Source organism: Mitsuaria sp. CC2, assembly GCF_048957715.1.
Taxonomy (GTDB): domain Bacteria; phylum Pseudomonadota; class Gammaproteobacteria; order Burkholderiales; family Burkholderiaceae_C; genus Roseateles.
Map to the genome: position 1 here is coordinate 112,118 of NZ_JARVXN010000029.1, position 23,102 is coordinate 135,219.

The following is a 23,102-nucleotide window of genomic DNA, read 5'->3' on the forward strand; positions in this document are numbered from 1 at the left end:
TTGAGGCGACGGGGGTCAGGCGGCCGGAGCCGGAGATGCAGAGGATAGCGGCAACAGGCGAGGCGCCATCAGGTCGGCCAGCCATTGCATGAAGGCCTGGACGCGCCGAGGCAGTTGCCGGCGGTGCGCGTACAGCAGATGCACCGGCATCGGCGCAGGCCGGAACTGGGGGAGCACCTCGACGAGGCGGCCGTCCAGCACCTCCCCCTCGAAGCCGTGTCGCGGCACCTGCGTGATGCCGAGACCGGCGAGACACGCCGCCGTGTACGAGCCCGAGTCGCTCACTGTCAGCGCGCCCGCCATGGGCTCGAAGCGCGTCGCGCCGGACGCGTCGCACCACTCGAAGCCCGGGCAGCGCTGGCCCAGCGTCGTCGCGTACTGGATCAGCCGATGACGCGCCAGGTCCTCCAGCGACTGCGGCGTCCCGAAGGCCGCCAGGTACTCCGCGCTCGCCAGGTTGACCATCGCCATGCCGCCCAGCGGTCGCGCAACCAGGCTCGAATCGCTCAGCGGCCCGACGCGCAGCACGCAGTCGAAGCCCTCGCGCACCAGGTCCACACGCCGGTCGGTGCTGCTGAGCTCCAGCTCCAGTCCCGGATGCGCCGCGAGGAACTCGGGCAGGCGCGGCACGACGATGTCGTGCGCCACCCGCATCGGCATGTCGACCCGTAGCCGGCCGCGCAGGCCGCTGGCCGCCGGCTGGAACATCGTCTGCATGTCGTCGAGGTCCGCGAGCAGGTCCTTGCAGCGCTCGTAGCAGGACTGGCCGTCCTGGGTCAGCTGCACGCGCCGCGTCGTGCGGTGGAACAGCCGGGTGCCCAGGCTGGCCTCCAGCCGCTGGACGGCGGTGGAGGCGCTCGCCTTCGGCAGACCCAGGCTTTGCGCCGCCTGCGTGAAGCTGGCCAGCTCCGCCACGCGGACGAAGACCTGGAGGGTGTCGATGGAGGGCGCCGGAGAAGGCGGCGAGGCAGGCGACTCGGCCGGGGCGGCGTTGACGTTCATTTGTTCACCTTGGACGAACGGTCAAATCAGACTTAGGCGGTTTATACGCCATTCGTCGATCAATAAAGTGCCTGCATCCGATCCACACGCCCCACAGGAGCCCACCATGACGACTTCATCCACCCCCAAGATCGCACTGATCACCGGCGGCAGCCGCGGCCTGGGCCGCAATGCGGCGGTGCATCTGGCGCGCCGCGGCATCGACAGCATCGTGACCTACCGCAGCCAGGCGGGCGAGGCGCAGGCGGTCGTCGACGAGATCCGCGCCCTCGGCGGGCAGGCCGCGGCACTGCAGCTGGACGTCGGCGACAGCGGCGCCTTCCCCGCGTTCGCCGAGGCGCTGAAGCAGACGCTGAAGCAGCACTGGCAGCGCGAACGCTTCGACCATCTGGTCAACAACGCCGGCATGGGCGTGCACACGCCGGTCGCCGACACGACCGAAGCGCAGTTCGACGAGCTGATGCGCGTGCACCTGAAGGGCCCGTTCTTCCTGACGCAGGCGCTGCTGCCGCTGATCAACGACGGCGGCAGCGTGCTGAACGTGTCCAGCGGCCTGGCGCGATTCACGATTCCCGGCTACGGCGCGTACGCGACGATGAAGGGCGGCGTCGAGGTGATGACCCGCTACATGGCCAAGGAATTCGGCGCCCGCGGCCTCCGCGTGAACACGCTGGCGCCGGGAGCGATCGAGACTGACTTCGGCGGCGGCGCGGTGCGCGACAGCAAGGAAGTGAACGGCTTCATCGCCTCGGTCACGGCGCTCGGCCGCGCCGGCCTTCCGGACGACATCGGCCCGGTCGTCGCCTCGCTGCTGTCCGACGACAGCGGCTGGATCAACGCGCAGCGCGTGGAAGCATCGGGCGGCATGTTCGTCTGATCCTTTGAGCGAAGGCGGCGGCCATGCCGCCCCTTCGCCGCGGTTCATCCGGCGCGTGCATAGGTCGCCTGCGGCTCACGCGCGCGCTGGACCACTTCGCCCAGGCAGTCGGGGTAGCGCCGCTGAAGTCCTTCAGCAACTCGGTCCGGCAACTCGACGGCGGTCTCCGGTTCGCGCGGGAACGGATAGAGGCCATGCGCCTGCCGGATTCACACCGTCCCGCTGGTCTCCCCGCTCCGGCTCGTCACGATGCCGCGTTCGAGCAGCTGGCGGCGCCGGCGCCGCCAGCGCCTTTTCGCGTTCAACGCACGCAGCGCCAGCGCGAGGCGCTGTCCCCATGGCGGTCGCACCTCGCGCACACCGCCGAAGAACTGGTACTTCGCGTAGAAGCGCGACGCCTCCCGTCCGTACTTCACCAGCACGCGGCGTTCGTCCTCCTGCGGATCCGCGTCCGGATGATTCTTGTAGAGATCGCCGCCACGGACCGGCCGCGTGTGCCACACCGGCGTCGCATCCAGCACCGCGATGCGGCGACGGTCCGTGTTGTCGATCAGGCCCGGCCACACGAAGTCCAATCCCCAGCCGATCCGGCTGTGATGGAAGGACTCCTGGCAGAGCCTCAGGGCGTCGCGCGAGAAGATCGGCGCCATCACCTCGACGAAGCCCATGTAGCGCAGCAGGAAGCCCTCCTGTTGCAGCAGCGTGTCGAAGGTGAAGTACGACTCGCGCGTCAACGCCGGCTGCGCCAGCGCCAGCCGGTGCGCATGGAAGAGATCGAACATCCGCGTGATCGTCGCCGTGTCCACCGCGAGGTCGTCGTCGGGCAACCAGACCGCGTCGTAGCGCTCCGCGAGAGGCGGATGCCCGCCGAGCAGCTCGCCCAGGCACGGCCACTTCGGGCCGCGGCGGCGTTCGTACAGATCGCAGCTGTCCTCGTGCAGCCCCTCGACCGCGCCGTAGTACGACACCAGCAGGTCGAAGTTGCGTTGCGGGTCGGCCACCCACTGCGGATGCAGCGAGTAGTCGCCGGCGCGCACGATCACGAGGTTGCGGCGGGGGCGTTCGGGCAGGGCGAGAGAGGGCATGGGTCGCTTCAACGAGGGCGGGCGCCGTCGCGGCGAGGGCCGCGCGGTGCCTCCCATTGAAGCGGTGCTGCGTATCGCCGGTTTGGCCGGCCCGTTGAGTCCCCGACACGATCGTCGCCGTTCGTATCGACCTTGATACGAACGGCAGCCGACCTGTCAGTGCCCGCCGCCCAGGTACGCCGCCTTCACCGCGGGATCGGTCCGCAACTTCTCCGCGGGCCCGTGCAGCGAGATGCGCCCGTTCTCCAGCACGTAGCCGTAGTCGGCCACCGCCAGCGCCGCCGCGGCGAACTGCTCCACCAGCAGCATCGTCACGCCCTCCGACTTCAGCCGCGCAATGATGCGGAACACCTCGTCCACCAGGATGGGCGCCAGGCCCATCGACGGCTCGTCCAGCAGCACGACCTCGGGATTGAGCATGGTCGCGCGCGCCATCGCCAGCATCTGCTGCTCGCCGCCCGACAGCGTGCCCGCGAGCTGCAGGCGCCGCTCCTTCAGCCGCGGGAAAAGCTCCATCGCCTTCTCGAGATCGGCCTCGACGTCGCCCTTGGGACGCGCGCCGGTGTAGCGCGGGAATGCGCCCAGCCGCAGGTTGTCGGTGACGCTCATCGTCGCGAAGACGCGGCGACCCTCCGGCGAATGCGCCAACCCCAGCCGGGCGATGTGGTACGACTCCAGCCCGTCGATGCGCTTGCCGTTGAGCGTGATCTGCCCGGCGCTGGCCGCGATCATCCCGCTGACCGCTCGCATCGTCGTCGTCTTGCCCGCCCCGTTCGAGCCGATCAGGGTGACCACCTTGCCCTTGGGCACTTCCACCGAGATGCCGTGCAGCACCTCGACCTTGCCGTAGCCGGCATGCAGTTGTTCGATCTTCAGCATGTGAGTCCGTCCAGCTTCCCGTTCCGCTCCGCGCTCATGCCGCCTGCCCGCCGAGGTAGGCCTCGATCACCTTCGGATCGGCCTGCACCTGCGCCGGCTTGCCCTCGGCGATCTTCTGGCCGAAGTCCAGCACCGACACCACGTCGCAGATGCCCATCACCACGTCCATGTGGTGTTCGATCAGGATCACGGTGATGCCGTGGTCGCGGATCTTGCCGATGATGCGCATCAGCTCCTTGATGTCGGGCGCGGTCAGCCCCGCCGCCGGCTCGTCCAGCAGCAGCAGGCGCGGATCCAGCGCCAGCGCGCGGGCGATCTCCAGCAGCCGCTGCTTGCCGTAAGGCAGGTTGCGCGCTTCCTCGAACGCCAGGTCCGCCAGGCCGACGAACTCCAGCAGGCTCAATGCGCGCGCGCGCGCCTTGGCGTCTTCCTCCGTGTAGCGCGGCGAGTGCAGCGCCACTTGCACGAGGTTGCTGCCGAAGCTGTGGTGCAGCGCCACCATCACGTTGTGCAGCGCGCTCATCTCGCCGAACAGCTGCACGTTCTGGAAGGTCCGCGCGATGCCTGACAGCGCGATGTCCGCCGAGGTCCGCCCCACCAGCGAGCGGTCGACGAACTTCAGCTCGCCCGCCGTCGGCACGTAGATGCCGGTGAGCACGTTCATCATCGTGCTCTTGCCGGAACCGTTCGGCCCGATCAGGCCGTGGATGGTGCCGCGCCGCACCTGCAGGTCGACGTTGTTCAGCGCCTTCAGGCCGCCGAACTGCATCAGCACGCCGCGCGCGTCGATGAGGACCTCGCCGCCGCCGCCGGCGCCCGCACCGCCCGCGGCCTGGGAGATCGCGTCGGAGGGCTTCTCCCCGACCGGACCGCCCTCGCCCACCGGCTTGGCCTTGAGGTGCATCGCGTTGCGCACGAAGCCGACGATGCCGTCCTGCAGGTAATACACGACGAACAGGGTGATCAGGCCGAAGATCGAGAGCCGCCAGTCCGTCATCGACTGCAGCACGAACGACAGCGCCGCCAGCGCGATGCTGCCGACCACCGGGATCGCGGCCTGCTTCAGGTCGACCTTGCCGCGGCGGTAGGCCACCACGGTGACGGCGGTCACCAGCATCGCGAAGATCACCGACACGTAGCGGAACAGTTCCAGGTCGTCGAGCAGCTTGGGCAGCACCACGACGATCGCCGCGCCCAGCAGTGCGCCGGTGCGGGTCTTGCGGCCGCCCATGATGATCGCCAGCAGGAAGAAGACCGTCAGCTCGAAGTTGTAGGTGTTGGGCGAGATGTACTGCTCGGAGTAGGCGTACAGCGCGCCGGCCAGGCCGGCCAGGCCGGCGCTGATCACGAAGGCGTAGACCTTGTAGCGGTAGACCGAGACGCCCATGCAGTCCGACGCCACCGGGCTGCCGCGCAACGCCTCGAACGCGCGCCCGAGGTGCGAGCGCAGCACGCGGTGCACGAACACCAGCGAGGCGATCAGCATCGCCACGACCAGCCAGTAGTACTCGTCCTCCGTCATCGTGTGGCCCATCAGCTGGGGCTTGGTGAGCGTGATGCCCATGGGCCCGTTCGTCAGGAAGTCCATCTCGTTGATGAGGATCTGGATGATGGTGCCGAAGGCCAGCGTCACCATGGCGAGGTAGGGGCCGGTCACGCGCAGCGCGGGCAGCGCCAGCAGCGCGCCGAAGCCCGCCGTCACCGCGATCGCGGCCGGCAGCGTCACGTAGATCGGCAGGCCGAACTTCATGACCAGCACCCCGGCCGTGTAGGCGCCGACGCCGAACAGACCCGCGTGGCCCAGCGACACCTGCCCGGTGTAGCCCACCACGATGTCCAGCCCGAACAGGACGATCGCGTAGATCAGGATCGTCTCGACCAGGTGGATGTAATACGGGTTGCCGGAGACCAGCGGGAAGGCGATCAGCGCGACCAGCGCGATCGCGCCGGCCACCAGCCGCTTCGGGTTCATCTTTGCAATGGCACTCATGGGCTCAGACCTTCTTGATCGCGGTCTTGCCGAACAGGCCGGCCGGCTTGAAGGCCAGCACGATCAGCAGCAGCACGAGGCCCGGCACGTCCTTGTAGCCGGTGGACAGGTAGAAGCCGGTGGTCGTCTCGGCGATGCCGAGGATGATCCCGCCGACGACGATGCCCATGCCCGAGGTCAGCCCGCCGATGATGGCCACGGCGAAGGCCTTCAGGCCCAGCACCGCGCCCATCGTGGCGCCGGTCAGCGTGAGCGGCGCGATCAGCACGCCGGCGAAGGCCGCCGTCAGCGACGACAGCGCATAGGAGAAGGTGATCACCAGCCCGGTGTTGATGCCCATCAGCTTGGCGGCGTCGCGGTCGTTGAAAGTCGCGACGACGGCACGGCCGTAGATCGAGCGGCGGTTGAAGAGCTCCACCGCCAGCATCATCGCCAGCGCGCCGCCGACGACCAGGATCTCCATCGGCAGCACGTTGGCGCCCAGGAACTTGATCGGCGCTTCCGGCAGCGGCGAGGGGAACTTCAGGTCGTCGCGGCCCCAGACGTTCTCGGCCACGTTCTTGAAGATGATGCCCAGCGCGATGGTCGACATGATCCAGCCGAACTCCGACTTGATCTTGATGGCGGGCCGCACGCCGATGCGTTCGACGAAGGCGCCCTGCAGCGCGCCGAACAGGCACACGATCGGGATCATGAGCCAGTAGTTGACGCCGTGGCCGACGAGGGTCAGGCCGACCAGCGCGCCGAGCATGAGCGCGTCGCCCTGGCCGAAGTTGAGGGTGTCGGAAGTCGAGAAGGTCAGCTGGTAGCCGAAGGCGATGACCGCGTAGATCATGCCGAGCGCGATGCCGCTGAACACCAGTTGGGTCAGGATCTGCATACGGAGTCCGGGACTGCGGGAGAAACGAGGGCGCCGTCGCGAGGACGGCGCGCGGAAAAACGGCCGCGCGAGGCGGCCGTTTCACGGGGTCACTTCTTCTGCGGCATCGCGCCCTTGGCGTTGACGTCCTTGACCTTGACCTCGGAGGCGGCCTTGAAGTCGGCGTCGTAGGCGTAGACCACACGCTGGCCCTTCACTTCGCCGAACACCGGGATGTTGGCGGTGATGGCCTCATGGTCCGTCTTGGTGAACGGCTTGTTGTAGGTCGTCACGACGCCTTCGACCGGGGTCTTCAGGTCTTCGAGCGCGGCCTTGACCTTGGGGCCGTCGGTACCGCCGGCCTGCTTGATCGCGGCGGCCAGCAGGTAGATCGAGTCGTAACCCTGCGCGGCCGACACCGGCGAATCGATGCGGCTGTTCTTCGGGTTGAAGGTCTTCAGGTAGTTGACGATGAAGGCCTGGCGCTTGGGCGTGGTCGGTTCCTGGATGAAGGTCTGCGGCATGCGCGCGCCTTCCCCGCCGGGGCCGGCGTTGTCGATGTAGTTGGCCATCGACAGCGTCCAGCTGCCGACCATGGGCACCTTCCAGCCGAGCTTGGTCATGCCGTTGGCGATCTGCGCGAGCTCGGGCCCGATGCCGTAGGTCAGGATGGCCTCGGCGCCGGCTTCCTTGGCCTTGAGCAGCTGGGCCGTCATGTCGACGTCCTTGATGTTGAACTTCTCGACGGCGACCGGCTTGACGCCCTTGAGTTCCAGCGCCTTCTCCAGGTCGGCGCGGCCGAGCTGGCCGTAGTTGGTCGAGTCGGCCAGGATGGCGACCTTCTTGAAGCCGCGGCGGGTGATGGCTTCCTCCACGATCATCGGCGCCTGGATGGAGTCGTGGGCGGCGTTGCGGAAGACGTAGTTGTCGGGTGCGTCCTTGAACTGCTGGGTGATGACCGAGCCGGTGGCCACGTTGTTCATCACCGGGATCTTGGCGTCCTGGTAGAAGCGCTGGGCGGCCAGGGCGACGCCGGTGTTGATGAAGCCGACGGTGGCGGCGACCTTCTCGCGGTTGATCAGCTCCTGGGCGATCTGGACGCCGCGTTCGTTTTTCGCTTCGTCGTCGCGTTCGACCAGCAGGATCTGCCGGCCCAAGACCCCGCCGTTCTTGTTGATTTCCTGGGCCGCCAATCGCACACCGTCGCGCATGCTGACGCCCATCGACGACGAGCCGCCGGTGAAGGGTCCCGAGACGCCGATCTTGATCGGGTCGGCCGCGAGGGCGGCGAAGCTGGCGGCGGCCAGGGCGGTAGCGGTGATCCAACGCGCGCTGAACTTCATGTTTGTCTCCGAATGGTCTTTGTGCATGAGGGGTCGGAATGCCAACCCGCCAACGAGGAAGCCGTCAGACAACAAACGGCCCGTCGTTGGGCGTCAGCTTTCTCGGCACATGGTGCATCAAGCGTGTCGAATTGCACGCATGCCACTACTTACTCGGAAACCCCGATCGGGGTGTTCAGCGTCGTGTCAGGGAGTTGGACGTGTGGACGCGGCGCGCCAGGACGGTGCATCCGCAGGCGTTGCGGCAGTCACGCGATGAAGGCCGCTGCATGCCTGCCGGTGGGTCGCCGACCGGAGGTGACGTACTCGGCCAGATGCTCGCTGACCGCGTCAGCGTCGAAGCCTTCCGCCTTCATGACGTCGGACACCCGACTCGCACGCACGACCGACTTCGCATAGGCACGGATGAAGGTCCTCTCGAGCACGCGAGCGCTGCCGAGTTCATAGAACGCCACCATGCCGCGGAGGTACTCGGCCTTGTCGACATCGACGTAGGACAGCGGCAGCATCCCCGACTCCAGCAAGGGCAGATTGGCGGCGATGCGCGCGGTCCGCTTGTTGCCGTTGGCGAAGGACTGGATGTAGGCCAAGCGGGTCAGCAGGTAGAACGCCGCCTGCACCGGATGCAGCGTCCGGGCGATGGCCATCACCTGGCCCAGCAGCGAAGTCGCGTGGCCGGTGCCCGGACGAAAGGGCGGCAGGTAGGCCGACTGGCGGAGCCGGATGTCCTGGAACTCGCGCGGCTTGCCGCGTTGCTCGATCGGCAGGAAGTGATCGGAGTCGCAGACCTCCGCCAGACCATGGTCGTCGGTCAGCAGCGCGTGCATCCTGCAGACGTTGTCGACGCTCCATTCGCGATGGGACCAGAGATGCTCCGCGACCCGTTGATGGTTGAGCGCGAGCTCCGCCTCGTCCATCGGCTTGGACGGGTTGCGCTCCCCGCATTCGAGCAGCGTGGCGGTGTCCAGGACCGAGTAGCTGCTCCCCTCCAGCAAGGACGACGCCCAGGTGAAGTCGACGAGGAACTCGCTGAGGAAGGCGCGATCCAGCGGACGGGCGAGCGCCTGGATGAAGGCGCATCGGCCGGCGCGCATCGGCGAGAGTCCGGGCTCGGGATCGAGGAACTCATCGCGGAAGGGCGCGGCCGGCCGTGCGTCCGCGGGGAGCGAGAAGTGGAGGTCTTCTTCGGGAAATCGGGGAGTCGCCGGCGTGGTGCGGGCAAGGACAGCGTTGTTCTGCATGGAGCCTCTCAGAGATCATGAGAGGCCGGATTCTTCGGAATCGGGTGCGACGGGAAATGACCTAAAGCTGCCTCATTGAACGAGCGCGCGTTGGCGGGTTCGCAGCGTCCATGCCGCGATCGCGGCAGCGAGCAGCACGACCAGCGCATACCCCACCAGCGCCCCCCACCCGCTGTGATCCCAGAACCATCCGCCCATCGCGCCGAGCGTGCTGGAGCCGATGTAATACGCGAGCAGATACAGCGACGCCGCATGCCCCTTGCTGCGGCCGCCGAGCGCGCCGACCCAGGCGCTGCTCACCGAGTGCGCGACGAAGAAACCGATCGTCAGCAGCACGATGCCCAGGATCACCGCCGGCAGCCAGGTCGTCAGCGTGAGCAGCACGCCGGTGATCGCCAGCGCGATGCCCGACAGCAGCGCCGGCGCGCGGCCGAATCGGTCGGACAGTCCGCCCGCCGTCGCTGACGCGGCGATGCCGAAGAGATAGGCGCAGAAGATCAGGCCGATCGCGCTCTGGCTCAGCGAGAACGGCGCGCGCATCAGCCGGAAGCCGGCGTAGTTGTAGACCGCGACGAACATGCCCATCATCAGGAAGCCCATCGCGAACAGCAGCGGCAGCATCGGATGCATCAGGTGCCCGCGCCACGCCGCCACGTGCTCGGAGAGCTTCACGCCGGTCCGGCGCACGAAGTGCCTGGACGGCGGCAGCAGGAACCAGAAGCCGATGGCCGCCGCCAGGCCCAGCACGCTGACGATGAACAGCGCCGGCCGCCAGCCGAAGGCATCGCTCAGCACGCTCACGCCGACGCGGCCCATCATCCCGCCGAAGGCCGTGCCGCCGACGTACTGACCCATCGCGCGGCCCAGGCCCTTGGGGTGGATCTCCTCGGCAAGATAGGCCATCGCGACGGCCGGCACGCCGCCTAGCACCAGGCCCTCGATCGCCCGAGCGACCAGCATGCCGTGCCAGCTCGGCACCACCGAGGCGATCAGGTTGAGCACTGCGGCCATCGCCATCGACGCGAACATCAGCCGCTTGCGGTCCATGCTCTCGGACAGCGCCCCGGCGCACAGGATCGCGAACGCCAGCGCACCCGTCGCCAGCGAGAGGGACAGCGCGCTGGCCGCCGCACCGACGTGGAACTCCGCCGCGAACAGCGGCAGCAGCGGCTGCACGCTGTAGAGCAGCGAGAAGGTCGTGAAACCCGCCAGGAACAGCGCGAACGCGATGCGACGGTAGGCGGTGGTGCCAGGTTCGGCGTAGTCGTGGAGGGAGGCGGCGGCACTCGCCGCGCCCGGGGGACTGCTCATGGGAAGGGGCGCGATCGGCGGCGGCTCAACGGGAGGATAGGCAGGAGGGCTCGGCGGAACAGCGCGGCATCGCGGCTCATCGCCGGCCGAACATCATCTGCCCGGCCAGCGCGCGCTTGAGCGGCGGCAGCGCCTGCAGCGCGGCGAGGCCCAGACCTCGCGCCGCCGGCAGTCCCGGCCAGCGCCAGGCGAATGTGCGCGCCAGGAAGTCGGTCGTGAGGATGGTCGCCCAGCGGTCCGGCGCGCGCTGCCACTCGACGCGGCGCAGCGCCGTGTCGATGCGCGGATCGCGCCGCAGCGCCTCGACCAGCGCGAAGGCGTCGCGCAGGCCGAGGTTGAGGCCCTGCCCGGCCACCGGGTGCAGCGTCTGCGCGGCGTTGCCGATGCGGATGCGGCGACCTTCGACCAGCGTGCGTTCGGCGTTCAGGCCCAGCGGGAAACACTTCAGCGGACCGATGCCTTGCAGCCGGCCGACGCGGTCCGGCAGTTGCTGCTGGATCACCGTCATTCGCTGCGCATCGGTCAGGCCGGCGACCTCGTCTTCGTCCTGCGGCTGGCACCAGATCAGCGCGGCGCGGCGTTGGCCGTCACGGTCCGGGAGCGGCAGCAACGCCAGCGGGCCGCGCCGCGTGAAGCGCTCGTAGGCCACGCCCGTCGGGCTGTCCGGCGACAAGGTCACCGTGCCCACCCAGGCGTTCTGCTGGTAGTCGTGCGCGAGCGCCTTGCGCGCCTGGTCGGAGAACACGCCGCCCTCGGCGACCACCGCCAGATCGAAACGTTCGGCGATGCCGGCGTCGATCTCGACCTCGTCGGGGCGGTCCTGCTTGATGCCGTCCACGGCCTGGCCGAAACGGCTGATCAGTCGCTTCGGTTCCAGCGCGCTCGCCTGCTGCCAGGCGGCCTGCAAGGGAGCCACGAGTTGCCCGTAGGCGAGCACGGCCCCGAGTTGCGGCACCGACTGCTCGGCGGCGGTGAGGTGGACTTCAGGCTCGCCCGACGGGCCGAACCAGGGACTGGAGAGCGTCGGCGGCGCCTGGCTCACGTGGACTTCGCGGATCGCCTGCGCCCGCGCCGCGGGCCACACGCGCAGCCGCTGCAGCAGCTGCACGCTGCCCAGCGACAGGGCGATGGTGCGCGGATCGCCGGAGACGTCGCGCTCCAGCGGCCGCGCGTCGAAGAGGCTGATCTGCGCCTGCGGCAGATAACGGGCCGCGAGCAGCGCCAGCGCCAGACCCGCCGGGCCCGCGCCGATCACCGCGAGGCGCAGCGGCGGCGCATTGCCGTCGAAGGAAGCATCGAAAGCGTCGGCGGCCGGCGAGGCGGCGGATGTAGCGTCGGAGACTGGAGGCTGGGACATGACGTCGACCCGGAAACTGATGCCGGCTGCGTCAGGCGGCCGGCTGCGGATGACTATAGCGCCGGGCTCCTCGGCACCGAGACGTGCGTGCGACCCTCACCCCAAGCGGGAGAGGGAGCAAGAAGGCGGCCTGCGATCAGATCGTCAGACCGGCACCAGCTTCCGTCCGCTCGCGCCGGGCAACGTGCGCAGCGACTGTCCGACGGTCGCCGTGTACTCGCGGTTCAGGATCGTGCTGACATAGATCCAGTCGCAGCGGCATTCCGTTGCCGTCGCGGTCACCGTCATGTAGCCGCGGCGCGAGGTGTCCGCATAGACCAGCGGACCGATCAGCTGCGTCAGCGCGCCGGCGAACTGCTGCGGGTTCTCGTTCGGCACGTACTCCTCGAAGCCCGGCGAGGTCACCGACGAGGTCGCGAACTCGACGCCGATCGGGCGATTCCCTGCGTCCAGCAGATCGTTCGCCCAGGCGTTGTGCGTGTCGCCGGCCAGGACCACCAGGTTCTTGTCCAACTGACGCGCCGTGCCCAGCAACGTCTCGCGCGCCACCGGATAACCATCCCACGCGTCGAGGTTGTAGGGGATGCTGGGAGCGGCGAGCACCGCCTGCTCCTGCACCGTCAGACTCGCCGGATTCGTCTGCGCCTTGGCCACGATCGCCGCGTACTGCGACACCGACACGCCGGTGCCCGGCTGGGTGACTTCGAACAGGATGGGCGCCGGGATGTTCATCCGGCCCATCAGCACCTGCTGCCCCAGCACCTGCCAGGTGGCCGTCGACGCCTGCATCTGCGCCTGCAGCCATTGGCTCTGCGTCGCGCCCATCAACGAGCGGTCGGTGCGGGCCATGTCGGCCTGGAACTTCGCGCTGTCCAGGCCCGACGCGGTGAGGTAGTCGTTGTAGCTGAGCTGCTTGTCGCGCGCGAGGACCCGCGTGTCCAGCATGTGCAGCGACATTAGCGCGCCGAAGTTGAAGCTGCGGTACGTGATCAGCGGATCGCTGCCGTCTCGCACCGGCAGCCATTCGTGCCAGGCCTGCACGGCGGCGGCGCGGCGCACCGCGTAGTCGCCTTCGGTGGCCGGCTGGTGGTTCTCGGCGCCGTCCTTCCAGGCGTCGTTCGCCACCTCGTGGTCGTCCCAGACGGCGATCATCGACAGCGCGGCGTGCAGCTTCTGCAGATCGGCGTCGGCGCGGTATTGCGCATAGCGGCGGCGGTAGTCGGCCAGCGCGACGATCTCCTTCTGCGGCTCGACCACGCGGCCCAGCGCCTGCGCGCTCCCGCTCGCGTACTGGCCGGGGCCATATTCGTAGATGTAGTCGCCGAGGTGCACGGCCACGTCGTAGCTGTCGGTTTCGGCCCGCTTGGCCGCCTCGGCGTAGACGTTGAAGTAGCCGGTCGGATAGTTCGAGCACGAGAACACCGCCAGCCGCACCTGGGCCACGTTGGCAGTCGGCAGGGTCTTCGCGCGGCCGACGGTCGAGGTCGCGGCATACGCCTTGAAGCGGTACCAGTAGCGCACGCCCGCCCGCAGTCCGGTGGCGTCGACCTTCACGCAGAAGTCGCTCGATGCGCGCGCAGTCGCGTCGCCTTTGGCCACCACCGAGGCGAAGTTCGCATCGCTCGCGACCTCCCAGCTCACCGGCACGTCGCGCACGTCGGCGCTGTCCTGCGCGAGGACGCGGGTCCAGAGGATCACGCGGTCGCTCAGCGGGTCGCCGCTGGCCACGCCGTGGCTGAAGACGACCGCGACCTGCGGCGCGTCGCCGTCGTCGCTGCCGCAGCCCGCGAGCGGCAGTCCGGCCAGGGCACCGGCCGCCAGCGCGCCGCGCACCAGGTGGCGCCGGGTGTGGTCGATGGGCTCGGAGGACGCCATGTGGTCGTCGTTCTTGAGCAGGTTCAGCAGGGGCTTCTTGGTCATGGTCGGGCGCGCGGTCGGCTTGCGGAAGGAAGATGAAGCACGTGCAGTCGCATGTGCGCGGCACAGTGTTCAGCTTCACGGTGACATCACGACGACAGCGGTCACGGGGCATTCGACGTGCCGTCTGACAGTCGCGCCGCGCTCCGCTACGCTTGCGCGCCTCTGAGAGAACGCTCAGGGAAGCAACCACGGAGAAAAGCATGCAATACCGTCGACTCGGCCGCAGCGGCCTGCAGGTGTCCGAACTGTCCCTGGGCTCCTGGGTGACGTATCACAACCAGGTCGACACCGGCTCGGCCGTCGAACTGATGGCCGCGGCCCGCGACGCCGGCATCAACTTCTTCGACAACGCCGAAGCCTACGCGCTCGGCAAGAGCGAGGAGATCATGGGCCAGGTCTTCAGGCAGCTGGGCTGGGGCCGCCACACCTACGTGGTGTCGACCAAGTTCTACTGGGGCATCGACAAGTCGGGCACCACGGTCAACTACAAGGACACGCTGAACCGCAAGTACCTGATGCAGGCCATCGACGGTTCGCTCAAGCGCTTCGGGCTGGACGAGATCGACCTCGTGTACTGCCACCGTCCCGATCCGAACACGCCGATCGAGGAGACGGTGCGCGCGATGAGCGACATGATCACGCAGGGCAAGGCGCACTACTGGGGCACCAGCGAATGGAGCGCCGACGAGATCCGCGCCGCCTGGGAGATCGCCGAGCGCCACCACCTGCACAAGCCGGTGATGGAGCAGCCGCAGTACCACCTGTTCCACCGCCAGCGCGTGGAGAAGGACTACGCCCGGCTCTATGACGACATCGGCCTGGGACTGACGACGTGGAGCCCGCTGGCGTCCGGCCTGCTGACCGGCAAGTACCGCAACGGCATTCCCGAAGGCAGCCGCGGATCGCTGGAAAGCATGTCCTGGCTGCGCGAGCAGCTGCAGGAACCGCAGCGCAACGCGGCGGTCGGCGAACTCGGCAAGATCGCCGATGAACTCGACTGCACGATGGCGCAGCTGGCCATCGCCTGGATCAACCGCAACCCGCGCGTGTCGACGGTGATCCTGGGCGCGAGCAAGCTGTCGCAGCTGCAGGACAACCTGGGCGCGCTCGCCGTCACGCCGAAGCTGACGCCCGAGGTCCTGGCACGCATCGACGCCATCACGCTGCCGCTGGCGAAATAAGCGCGGCTCTCCCCTCGGGGTTTGTCCGCAGACCGCCCGCCAAGCCCCTCATTGACGGGGCCGGGTTGTCGCGCCAGTGCCGCATTCGGGACGACAGGACGGCTAGCATCCCGCGCGATGCTGCGACGACGTGCCGTTCCCCTGCTGCCGAGTCTGTGCGCCGCCGTCGTGCTGGTCCTGGCTTCGGCCATGGCGATCGCGCCGCGCGGCGTCGCGGCGTTCCCGGAAGGCTCAGGCACCGGACGCGTCGACAACACGGAGCGCACGGACCGCCCCGTGCCGCCGGAGATCGCGCTGCTGGCCGAGCCCCGTTTCGAGACGGTCGGCATCGACGCGCCCGTCCCGTTGAACATCATCTCGGCGGTCGCGCAGGACCGCACCGGTTTCCTGTGGATCGGCACCGGCGCGGGGCTGGTCCGTTTCGACGGCTACAACTTCCGCCAGCCGGGCGCGCCGATCGAGAACGGCGTGCGCTCGGCCCGCAGCCTCGGTTTCATCCGCGCCCTGCTTGTGGCGCGCGACGGCCGCCTGTGGATAGGCACCGAGGCCGACGGCCTGGCCGCCTACGACCCGCAAAGCGAGAAGCTGTCGCTGTTCCGCTCCGACGCCAATCCTCAGCTGCCGCGCAGCGCGGTCTCCGCCGGCACCATCCGCGCGCTGGCCGAGGACCGCGACGGACAGATCTGGATCGGCACCATCGGCCACGGGCTGGACCGCTACGACCCGGTCGAGGGCCGCTTCCAGCATTACCGCCAAGGGGCGCCGGGCGGCCTGCCCGACGACCGCGTCCAATCGCTGGCCATCGACCGCGAAGGCGCGTTGTGGATTGGCACCTGGAAGGGCCTGGCGCGCAAGCGCGCCGGCTCGGACCGCTTCGAACCGGTGTTCTCGACGCCGGGCAAGCCGGGTCTTGCCGGCAAGATCGTGCTGAGCCTGTTCGTCGCGCCCGACGGCCGCGTCTGGGCCGGCACGCAGCAGGGCGACCTCGCCCTCGTCGACCCGAAGACCGGCGAAGGCACGCTGCTCGAACGCGCCGAAGAGGCGGTGAACGGCTCGGTCAATACCTTCGTCGCGCTGGACGACCGGCACCTCTGGCTGGGCCGCAACGGCGGGCTGGAACTGCGCTCGGTCGCCGGCGGCGAACTGCTGCGGACCATGAAGCACGATCCGCTGAACCGCGGCAGCCTCGGCGGCAACGAGGTCCGCGCGTTGATGCGCGACCGCGCCGGCTGGATCTGGACCGGCGGCTACGGCGGCGGGCTGCAGCGTCACAACCCCGCCAACACCAGCACCTGGGTGCGCGGCCGCGACGCCGGCAAGCAGGCGCAGCTGATCGATCCGAGCACCCGCGCGATGGTGCAGCTCGACTCCGGCGAGGTCTGGCTGGGGAGCAACGAGAGCGGCGTGACCGTGCTCGACGAGCAACTGCGCTCGATCGCCACGCTGCGCCCCGCACCGGGGCAGCGCGGCGGGCTGTCGGGCGGCCGCATCTCCAGCCTCGTCCAGATGAAGGACGGCACGATCTGGCTCGGCAGCGACGGCGGCCTGCACCAGTACACCCGCGACCGCCAGCTGCTGCGCGTCATCCAGGCCGGCACGGGCCGTGCACGGCGGCTGCTCGCCGGCCGCGACGGCACGCTGTGGATCGGCACGCAGGACGGTCTCTACCGCCTGCCGCCGGGCGCCCCGGCGGCACAGACCACGCCGATCCGGCTCCGGCAGGAAGGCGGTCAGCCGCTGACGGGCGACGTCAACGCGCTCTCGGAGACCGCGGACGGCGGGCTGTGGGTCGGCACCGAGAAAGGGCTGTACCGCCTCGCCCCCGGCGGCACGGAATTGATCCCGGCGCGCGCCCAGCCGGGCCGGGACATGAGCCACCACTCCATCGTCGGACTGCTGGTCGACTCGAAGCAGCGCCTGTGGGTCGACACCGCGGCGGGGCTGCATCTGCTCACCCACTGGGACGGCCGCGACGCGGCGTTCGAACGCGTCAGCGAGAAGCACGGGGTGATCGGCCGCTCGTTCGGCGCCAACCTCCTTGAGGATGGCGAGGGCCGCATCTGGTCGCACAACTTCGTCTACGACCCAGCCAAGGACCACTACTACGAGCTGACCAACGCCGACGGCGTCGACATCGGCACCGGCTGGTTCCGCGCCTACCTGAAGACGCGCGACGGCCGGCTGCTGTTCGGCGGCAGCAAGGGCGTGCTGGTGGTGACGCCCGAGCGCTTCGAAGCCTGGGCCTACCAGCCGCCGCTCGTGACCACCGAACTGCGCGTCGACGGCCAGCGCCTGGCGGCCGGCAAGCTGCCCGAGGAGGGGTTGACCATCGGTGCGGACAACCGCAGCTTCAGTGTCGAGTTCGCCGCGCTCGACTTCAGCGAACCCGAACGCAACCGCTACGCGTACCAGCTGGAGGGCTTCGACCCGGACTGGATCAGCACCGGCGCCGACCTGCGCGTGGCCGTGTACACCAACCTCGATCCGGGCAAGTACCGGCTGCGCGTGCGCGGCACCAACCGCAACGGCGTGTGGAGCCCGCTGGCGCTCGACATTCCCGTGCGCGTGATGCCCGAGTGGTGGCAGACCTGGTGGGCGCGCACGCTGGGCGGCGCGGCCTTGATCCTGCTGGTCTACCTGCTGGTGGCCCTGCGGACCGCCTACCTGCGGCGTTCGCAGCTGGCGCTCGAGATCAAGGTACGGGCGCGGACGGCGGAGCTGGAGCGCCTGTCGCTCGACCTGCAGGCGAAGACGGTGGCGCTGGAGGAGTCCAGCCTGTCCGATCCCCTGACCGGGCTACGCAACCGCCGCTTCCTGACGCAGCACGTCGACGCGGACGTGGCGCTCGCGGTGCGTCGCCACGAACAGGGAGGTGGCGACCGCGGCGGCAGCGCCAATGGCAACGGCAACGGCCACGGCAGCGGCGCGACGCCGTCGGACGACGGCGACCTGATCTTCTTCCTGCTCGACCTCGACCACTTCAAGTCGCTGAACGACCGACTCGGCCACGCTGCGGGCGACGCGGTGCTGCAGCAGATGCGCGAGCGTCTGACCGCCGTGTTCCGCGAGGCGGACTATCTCGTCCGCTGGGGCGGCGAGGAGTTCCTCATCGTCGCGCGCGACACCTCGCGGGCGCATGCGGCGGAACTGGCCGAACGCGCACGGCGACAGGTCAGCGGCACGCCCTTCGATCTCGGCAAGGGCCGGACGGTCGACGTGACCTGCTCGGTGGGCTTCGCGGCCTTCCCGCTCGCGCCGGCGTTCCCGCGGGCGCTGGATTGGGCCGCGACGATCGCCCTGGCGGACGAGGCGCTCTACGCGGTCAAACGCCGCGGCCGCAACGGATGGGAGGGTGTCGTCGGTGTCGCGCCGCGCGAAGATGTCCCCGACCTTGAGGGCGCTTTGCGCCAGCGTTCGCGTGAAACGATGGCAGACTGGCTGTCGAGCGGCGGCCTGACGGTCGTGCGCTCTTCGCCGCCGGCCCCCGCTTCCGAGACCTGATCCGCATCCTCGCGGAGGATCGGCGCCGGCAAGTCCTGACCCTGAGGCACGGCCGTCACCGGGATCCCTCCCGGACCGCCGATTGCCACACGAGCGACAAGACCGGCGCGGAGAAGGCAATTGACGCTCCCGCCCGGTTGCCGATGACCGGCAATCGGTAAAGCCGACAAGTAAAGGCTGCCAGCACCTGTCCGACATCGCCGCGGCGGCGATCGGATTGGCCCGATGATCGGGGGCTCCCCGGCCCACCGGATCCCGCGCTGGCCGCCGTCCACGACTCGAGGAGAACCTTCGTCTTGATGAACGACTTTGCGAACTTCCTGCAGTTCAGCAGCTGGCCGCCCCGGCCCGACTGGCTGTTCTGGGCCTCGCTGACCATGGTGGCCGCCGGCGTGCTCGGCGAATTCGTCAACCGCCGGCTCGGCCTGCCCCGCGTGGTCGGTTACAGCGTCGTCGGCATGGTGCTGGCGGCGCTGGGTCACGGCATCTTCGCCAACGGCGCGCTGGACGCGCGCTTGCGGCTGGTCGTCGATCTCGCGCTCGCGCTGCTGCTGTTCGAGATGGGCTCGCGCGTGAACCTGCGCTGGCTGCGCAACAACAAGGCGCTGCTGGGCGCCAGCGCGGCCGAGGCCGTCGCCTCCTTCGGCATCGTCGGTGTCGGTCTGATGCTGCTGGGCGTCGCGCCGCTGATCGCCTTCAGCTGCGCGGTGCTCACGATGGCGTCCAGCGCCGCCGTGGTCGGCCGGGTCGGCGCCGAGCTGCGCGCCGCCGGTCAGGTGAGCGAACGCATGCTCGCGCTGACCTCGCTGAACACGATCTACGGCGTGCTCGCGCACAAGCTGCTGCTGGGCTGGCTCGCGCTGGACCAGAAGGGCGACTGGCTGGAGGCCGTCGCGCAACCGTTGTATGCCTTCATCGGATCGATCATCGTGGCCGCGCTCCTGGCGCGGCTCACCGCGAACCTGATGCGCCGGCTGGACCTGCGCAACGAGAACTCGGTGCTGATGCTGCTGGGGCTGGTGCTGGTGGCGCTGAGCGTGGCGCGGGTGCTGAACCTGTCGACGCTGCTGGTGCCGCTGCTGGCCGGCATGATCCTGCGCAACACGACCGAACGCCCGTGGGTCTGGCCGCGCCACTTCGGCACGGCGGGCGGGGTGCTGGTGCTGATGCTGTTCGTCGCGGTCGGTTCCGCGTGGACGCTGGACGCGCTGGCGATGGGTGCGGTGCTGGCGCTGGCGCTGCTGCTGCTGCGCCTGGTCGCGAAGGCGCTGGCCCTGACCGGCATGGCGCGCCTGAGCGGCATCGACGCCCGCCAGGGCATCGCGCTGGCGGTGTGCCTGAGTCCGGTGTCCGGCACGATGCTGGTGCTTTTCAGCGAGGTGCAGCTGCACCATCCGCAGGTCGCGGCGACGCTGGCGCCGGTCATCCTGTCCACGATCGCATTGATGGAACTCGTGGGACCGATCGCCGTGCAATGGGGCTTGCGCCTCGCCGGCGAACATCACCCTGAAACGACAGTCAAGGAGGCTGCGAAGAAATGAGCCTCGAACCGTTTGCCATCTCCAAGCCCCTGACGATGGGCGTGGTGCTCGAGCTCCAGATCGTCAACCGCCACGACTACGACCTGATGCCGGGGTCCAAGGACCTGCTGCGGGTGATGAAGGGCGAGACCGTGCCGGGCGACGTCACGCCCGAGATCACGGACAGCATGATCGAGCTCTGCACCAACGTGTGCACGAACTACGAGCAGGTGCTGGAGCAGTTGACGGTCACGCGCGATGCGCTGGTGCGCAGCGCCGACCGGCTCAACCTCGGTTTGTCTGGCGGCGGCACGCATCCGTACCAGCACTGGAGCAAGCAGCGGATCTTCGACAAGCCGCGCTTCCAGGAGATCTCGTCGCTGTACGGCTACCTGAGCAAGCAATTCACGGTGTTCGGGCAGCACGTGCACATCGGCTGCGAAGGCCCGGACCACGCGCTGCGACTGCTGCACGGGCTGTCGCGCTTCATCCCGCATCTGATCGCGCTGTCGGCGTCATCGCCGTACGTGCAGGGGAATGACACCGGCTTCCATTCGGCGCGACTGAATTCGGTGTTCGCGTTCCCGCTGTCGGGTCGCGCGCCCTTCGTGCTGACCTGGGACGACTTCCTGGTGTTCTTCGAGAAGATGACCCACACGGGCGTCGTGAAGAGCATGAAGGACTTCTACTGGGACATCCGGCCCAAGCCCGAGTACGGGACGATCGAGGTGCGGGTGCTCGACACGCCGCTGACGATCGAGAAGGCCTCGGCGCTGGCGGCGCTGATCCAGTGCCTGGCGCGGTGGATCTCGCACGACAAGCCGTTCGCGCTGCACGAGGACGACTACCTGCCCTACACCTTCAACCGCTTCCAGGCGTGCCGGTTCGGGCTGGAGGGAACCTTCGTCGATCCGAAGAGCGGTGAGCACCGCAGCCTGCGCGAGGACCTGAACGTCACGCTGCACGCGCTGGAGCCGCACGCGGTCGCGCTGAAGGCGGAACCGGCGCTGCGGTATGTGCGCGAGGAAATGCGCTGGCAGGGCAACGACGCGACGTGGGCGCGCGGGGTCGTGGAGAAGGAACAGCTGCTGAACGAGCTGGTGCGGCAGCAATGCGAGCGCTGGGCGGGAAGGCCGGTGGGGACGGCGAGGTGATCGACCCGACAGCGGCGACCTTCGCGTAGAAGGTCGCCGCAGAGTTGCTATCCGCAGGGTGAATGCGTGACATCCAGCCCGCGTGCCGCGTCAGACCGCCTGACTCCCCATCAGCGTGACACGCTGCGTCGACGCCGTCAGCAGGCGTCCTTCCTCCAGCGCCTCACGGATACCGAACTCCTCCAGGGTGTAAACACCATGGGGAGAACGCCAGAGGAAGCCCTTGTCCTTCAGCGCCTCCAGGGCCAGCCGTACGCTCTCGACGCTGATGGGCTCGGTCACCTTGTTGCCGTCGTCTACCTCGATCACGAGCCGGTAGGTTTCCAAGGTGCGATCCCAGAAGGGCACGAAACGCCGGCCCTGCGCTGCGAGCACGCGCAGCACGGCGGATTGGAGCGGGCTGAGCAGCCCTACCAGACCGAGCAGGCCCTGGACCCGCAGGTCGGCGCGCGCCTCGACGGCCTCTTCAAAGGCAGCGGCCGCCGCCGCGGGAGTCCAGTCGTCTCGCGCGGCCAGCGCGCTCAGACCATCCTGCATCCACTCGGGACGATAGCCGGAACGCTTGAACAGCCGGGCCACCGCGTCCACGCGCAACGCCGCCGAAGCCGGTGCACGTTGGCAGATCCAGTCCAGGAAATCGACGCCAAGCGGGGGGAACTCCTTCATGGGGGCGCAGAAGAACGCCTGGTCCTTCCACGCCACCATCACTGCCAGCTTGTCGCGATTCGATCCCGTCGCCACGATGCGTAGCCCGTGATGCGGCCCCATGTTCAGCTTGTCACGAGCGGCCTTCATGGCACAGAGCGCAGTGCTCCCCTTCTCTGTCGTGTTCGCATGCTGAGCCTCGTCGACAATGAGCACGATCATTCGCTGGCACTCATCGGAAAGCGCGGCCAACGCCTTGGCGAGCGAGACCTGCTTGCCCAGGCCGACCCGGTCCAGGGTGAATGCGACCCCGGCCATATTCACCCGCTCCAAGCCGGCCGAACGGGCAAGGCGCATGACGACACCCTCATGCTGCGCGAGCTCTCCGAGGATGGCCTCGATGATGACATCGCCTGGGTCCTGATCCAGATCCTCCCAGAGGTCGATATAGATGACGATGGCGCCGCGGCGCTTCAGCTCGGGGCAGAGGTCCTGCTGCAGGAACGTCGACTTGCCGGTGCGACGACGGGCGCCGAGAAAAAGGCCGGACCGTGCAGGTGCAAGGTCGTCATCCAGGATGTGGGTTGCCAGCTCTTGCGCCAGCGCAGTGCGATGAAAGATGGATACGGGCAAAGACTTCTGGCGCTTCCTTCCTAGGTGGGAAGAGGGTCAGGTCTTGCCATCTACGGGCGCACCAATTTGAAGCGGACTCCTAGATCTCAGACATGTGCACGCCGCCAAAGAAACCGCCCACGATCTCGGGCCATGTCATTGGCCTGAGATCGTGGGCGGCTTTGCTCTAGCGGTGCTCTGCTCGTTGAGATCGCAGATTGCTGTCTCAAACGGGCACCTCGTCGACTGCGCGGCCGACGATGCCGAGCATCCCGAGGCCTTCGCGCAGCGACTGGCGCACGCTCTCGACCACATGGCGGGAGGGATCGCCCTCCACGCAGTTGTCCTCGACCAGCGACAGCGTCGCCGCTGCGGACACCAGCGTGTTGCGCAGGTTGGCGATGGCCGAGGCGACGGACACGTCGGTGCGCAGGCAGACTGCGTCGGCGCCGAGGCGCAGGCCGAAGAGCTGCGCGTCGCTCATGCCCCACTCGTTCTGAAGGCGGATGAGCGAGCCGAGGTCGCAGTCCGCCAGCGGGCGGCGGTCGCGGATCGGGCCGCGCGTTTCGTTGATACGCGTTTGATGCAGGGTTCCCATGTTCGTAAAACTCCGAAGAACTTTGGA

Annotated in this window: 17 protein-coding genes; 5 read left to right on the plus strand and 12 right to left on the minus strand. The window is 68.6% G+C overall.

Features of this window, described 5'->3' with window-relative positions; translation table 11 throughout:
- Positions 1-15: 15 nt before the first annotated feature.
- Positions 16-1,002 (minus strand): LysR family transcriptional regulator, encoded by a 987-nt coding sequence (locus PV762_RS20205; protein ID WP_421036791.1) that lies wholly within the window; start codon positions 1,000-1,002, stop codon positions 16-18.
- Positions 1,003-1,108: 106 nt separating this feature from the next.
- Between PV762_RS20205 and PV762_RS20210 the strand changes: the two genes are divergently transcribed.
- Positions 1,109-1,879, plus strand: coding sequence for an SDR family NAD(P)-dependent oxidoreductase (locus tag PV762_RS20210; RefSeq protein WP_421036792.1), 771 nt, complete (start codon positions 1,109-1,111; stop codon positions 1,877-1,879).
- A gap of 209 nt (positions 1,880-2,088) precedes the next feature.
- Here the strand turns inward: PV762_RS20210 and PV762_RS20215 are convergent, their stop codons facing one another.
- The 9 genes from PV762_RS20215 to PV762_RS20255 form a co-directional block, all read right to left on the minus strand.
- Positions 2,089-2,964 carry a DUF707 domain-containing protein gene (locus PV762_RS20215; RefSeq protein ID WP_421036793.1) on the minus strand — a complete coding sequence of 292 codons (876 nt, stop codon included), beginning with the start codon at positions 2,962-2,964 and terminating at the stop codon, positions 2,089-2,091.
- A 156-nt stretch (positions 2,965-3,120) separates the two neighbouring features.
- Positions 3,121-3,843, minus strand: coding sequence for an ABC transporter ATP-binding protein (locus tag PV762_RS20220; protein ID WP_421036794.1), 723 nt, complete (start codon positions 3,841-3,843; stop codon positions 3,121-3,123).
- Between the two features lie 34 nt (positions 3,844-3,877).
- Positions 3,878-5,815, minus strand: coding sequence for an ABC transporter permease subunit (locus tag PV762_RS20225; protein WP_421036834.1), 1,938 nt, complete (start codon positions 5,813-5,815; stop codon positions 3,878-3,880).
- Between the two features lie 22 nt (positions 5,816-5,837).
- On the minus strand, positions 5,838-6,713 hold the full coding sequence (locus PV762_RS20230) for a branched-chain amino acid ABC transporter permease (RefSeq protein ID WP_421036795.1): 876 nt from the start codon (positions 6,711-6,713) through the stop codon (positions 5,838-5,840).
- An 89-nt stretch (positions 6,714-6,802) separates the two neighbouring features.
- Positions 6,803-8,035 carry an ABC transporter substrate-binding protein gene (locus PV762_RS20235; protein ID WP_421036796.1) on the minus strand — a complete coding sequence of 411 codons (1,233 nt, stop codon included), beginning with the start codon at positions 8,033-8,035 and terminating at the stop codon, positions 6,803-6,805.
- Positions 8,036-8,283: 248 nt separating this feature from the next.
- Entirely contained in the window at positions 8,284-9,276 is a 993-nt protein-coding gene (locus tag PV762_RS20240) for a Fic family protein (RefSeq protein WP_421036797.1), read from the minus strand.
- 72 nt (positions 9,277-9,348) lie between these two features.
- Entirely contained in the window at positions 9,349-10,587 is a 1,239-nt protein-coding gene (locus PV762_RS20245) for an MFS transporter (RefSeq protein WP_421036798.1), read from the minus strand.
- A gap of 76 nt (positions 10,588-10,663) precedes the next feature.
- A complete protein-coding gene (locus tag PV762_RS20250) occupies positions 10,664-11,944 on the minus strand; it encodes an FAD-dependent monooxygenase (protein ID WP_421036799.1) in 1,281 nt (426 codons plus the stop codon).
- Between the two features lie 144 nt (positions 11,945-12,088).
- A complete protein-coding gene (locus PV762_RS20255) occupies positions 12,089-13,864 on the minus strand; it encodes an alkaline phosphatase D family protein (RefSeq protein ID WP_421036800.1) in 1,776 nt (591 codons plus the stop codon).
- Between the two features lie 200 nt (positions 13,865-14,064).
- Between PV762_RS20255 and PV762_RS20260 the strand changes: the two genes are divergently transcribed.
- The 4 genes from PV762_RS20260 (at position 14,065) to PV762_RS20275 (ending at position 21,220) form a co-directional block, all read left to right on the plus strand.
- Positions 14,065-15,045: a potassium channel beta subunit family protein gene (locus PV762_RS20260; RefSeq protein ID WP_421036801.1), complete on the plus strand. Its 981-nt coding sequence runs from the start codon at positions 14,065-14,067 to the stop codon at positions 15,043-15,045.
- A gap of 117 nt (positions 15,046-15,162) precedes the next feature.
- The gene (locus tag PV762_RS20265) at positions 15,163-18,546 is read left to right on the plus strand and encodes a two-component regulator propeller domain-containing protein (protein ID WP_421036802.1); all 3,384 of its coding nucleotides are present in this window, start codon (positions 15,163-15,165) and stop codon (positions 18,544-18,546) included.
- A gap of 299 nt (positions 18,547-18,845) precedes the next feature.
- A complete protein-coding gene (locus tag PV762_RS20270; RefSeq protein WP_421036803.1) occupies positions 18,846-20,087 on the plus strand; it encodes a cation:proton antiporter in 1,242 nt (413 codons plus the stop codon).
- A complete protein-coding gene (locus tag PV762_RS20275) occupies positions 20,084-21,220 on the plus strand; it encodes a YbdK family carboxylate-amine ligase (protein WP_421036804.1) in 1,137 nt (378 codons plus the stop codon). The genes PV762_RS20270 and PV762_RS20275 overlap by 4 nt, the downstream gene beginning before the upstream one ends.
- 90 nt (positions 21,221-21,310) lie before the next feature.
- Here PV762_RS20275 and PV762_RS20280 read toward each other — a convergent pair whose 3' ends face one another.
- Entirely contained in the window at positions 21,311-22,498 is a 1,188-nt protein-coding gene (locus PV762_RS20280; protein WP_421036805.1) for an ATP-binding protein, read from the minus strand.
- Between the two features lie 205 nt (positions 22,499-22,703).
- Positions 22,704-23,075: a hypothetical protein gene (locus tag PV762_RS20285; protein WP_421036806.1), complete on the minus strand. Its 372-nt coding sequence runs from the start codon at positions 23,073-23,075 to the stop codon at positions 22,704-22,706.
- Positions 23,076-23,102: the final 27 nt, after the last annotated feature.

Bases quoted from the DNA above. Each gene is read 5' to 3' on its own strand.
- PV762_RS20205 (WP_421036791.1), bottom strand. From the start codon at position 1,002: ATGAACGTCAACGCCGCCCCGGCCGAGTCGCCTGCCTCGCCGCCTTCT.
- PV762_RS20210 (WP_421036792.1), top strand. From the start codon at position 1,109: ATGACGACTTCATCCACCCCCAAGATCGCACTGATCACCGGCGGCAGC.
- PV762_RS20215 (WP_421036793.1), bottom strand. From the start codon at position 2,964: ATGCCCTCTCTCGCCCTGCCCGAACGCCCCCGCCGCAACCTCGTGATC.
- PV762_RS20220 (WP_421036794.1), bottom strand. From the start codon at position 3,843: ATGCTGAAGATCGAACAACTGCATGCCGGCTACGGCAAGGTCGAGGTG.
- PV762_RS20225 (WP_421036834.1), bottom strand. From the start codon at position 5,815: ATGAACCCGAAGCGGCTGGTGGCCGGCGCGATCGCGCTGGTCGCGCTG.
- PV762_RS20230 (WP_421036795.1), bottom strand. From the start codon at position 6,713: ATGCAGATCCTGACCCAACTGGTGTTCAGCGGCATCGCGCTCGGCATG.
- PV762_RS20235 (WP_421036796.1), bottom strand. From the start codon at position 8,035: ATGAAGTTCAGCGCGCGTTGGATCACCGCTACCGCCCTGGCCGCCGCC.
- PV762_RS20240 (WP_421036797.1), bottom strand. From the start codon at position 9,276: ATGCAGAACAACGCTGTCCTTGCCCGCACCACGCCGGCGACTCCCCGA.
- PV762_RS20245 (WP_421036798.1), bottom strand. From the start codon at position 10,587: ATGAGCAGTCCCCCGGGCGCGGCGAGTGCCGCCGCCTCCCTCCACGAC.
- PV762_RS20250 (WP_421036799.1), bottom strand. From the start codon at position 11,944: ATGTCCCAGCCTCCAGTCTCCGACGCTACATCCGCCGCCTCGCCGGCC.
- PV762_RS20255 (WP_421036800.1), bottom strand. From the start codon at position 13,864: ATGACCAAGAAGCCCCTGCTGAACCTGCTCAAGAACGACGACCACATG.
- PV762_RS20260 (WP_421036801.1), top strand. From the start codon at position 14,065: ATGCAATACCGTCGACTCGGCCGCAGCGGCCTGCAGGTGTCCGAACTG.
- PV762_RS20265 (WP_421036802.1), top strand. From the start codon at position 15,163: ATGCTGCGACGACGTGCCGTTCCCCTGCTGCCGAGTCTGTGCGCCGCC.
- PV762_RS20270 (WP_421036803.1), top strand. From the start codon at position 18,846: ATGAACGACTTTGCGAACTTCCTGCAGTTCAGCAGCTGGCCGCCCCGG.
- PV762_RS20275 (WP_421036804.1), top strand. From the start codon at position 20,084: ATGAGCCTCGAACCGTTTGCCATCTCCAAGCCCCTGACGATGGGCGTG.
- PV762_RS20285 (WP_421036806.1), bottom strand. From the start codon at position 23,075: ATGGGAACCCTGCATCAAACGCGTATCAACGAAACGCGCGGCCCGATC.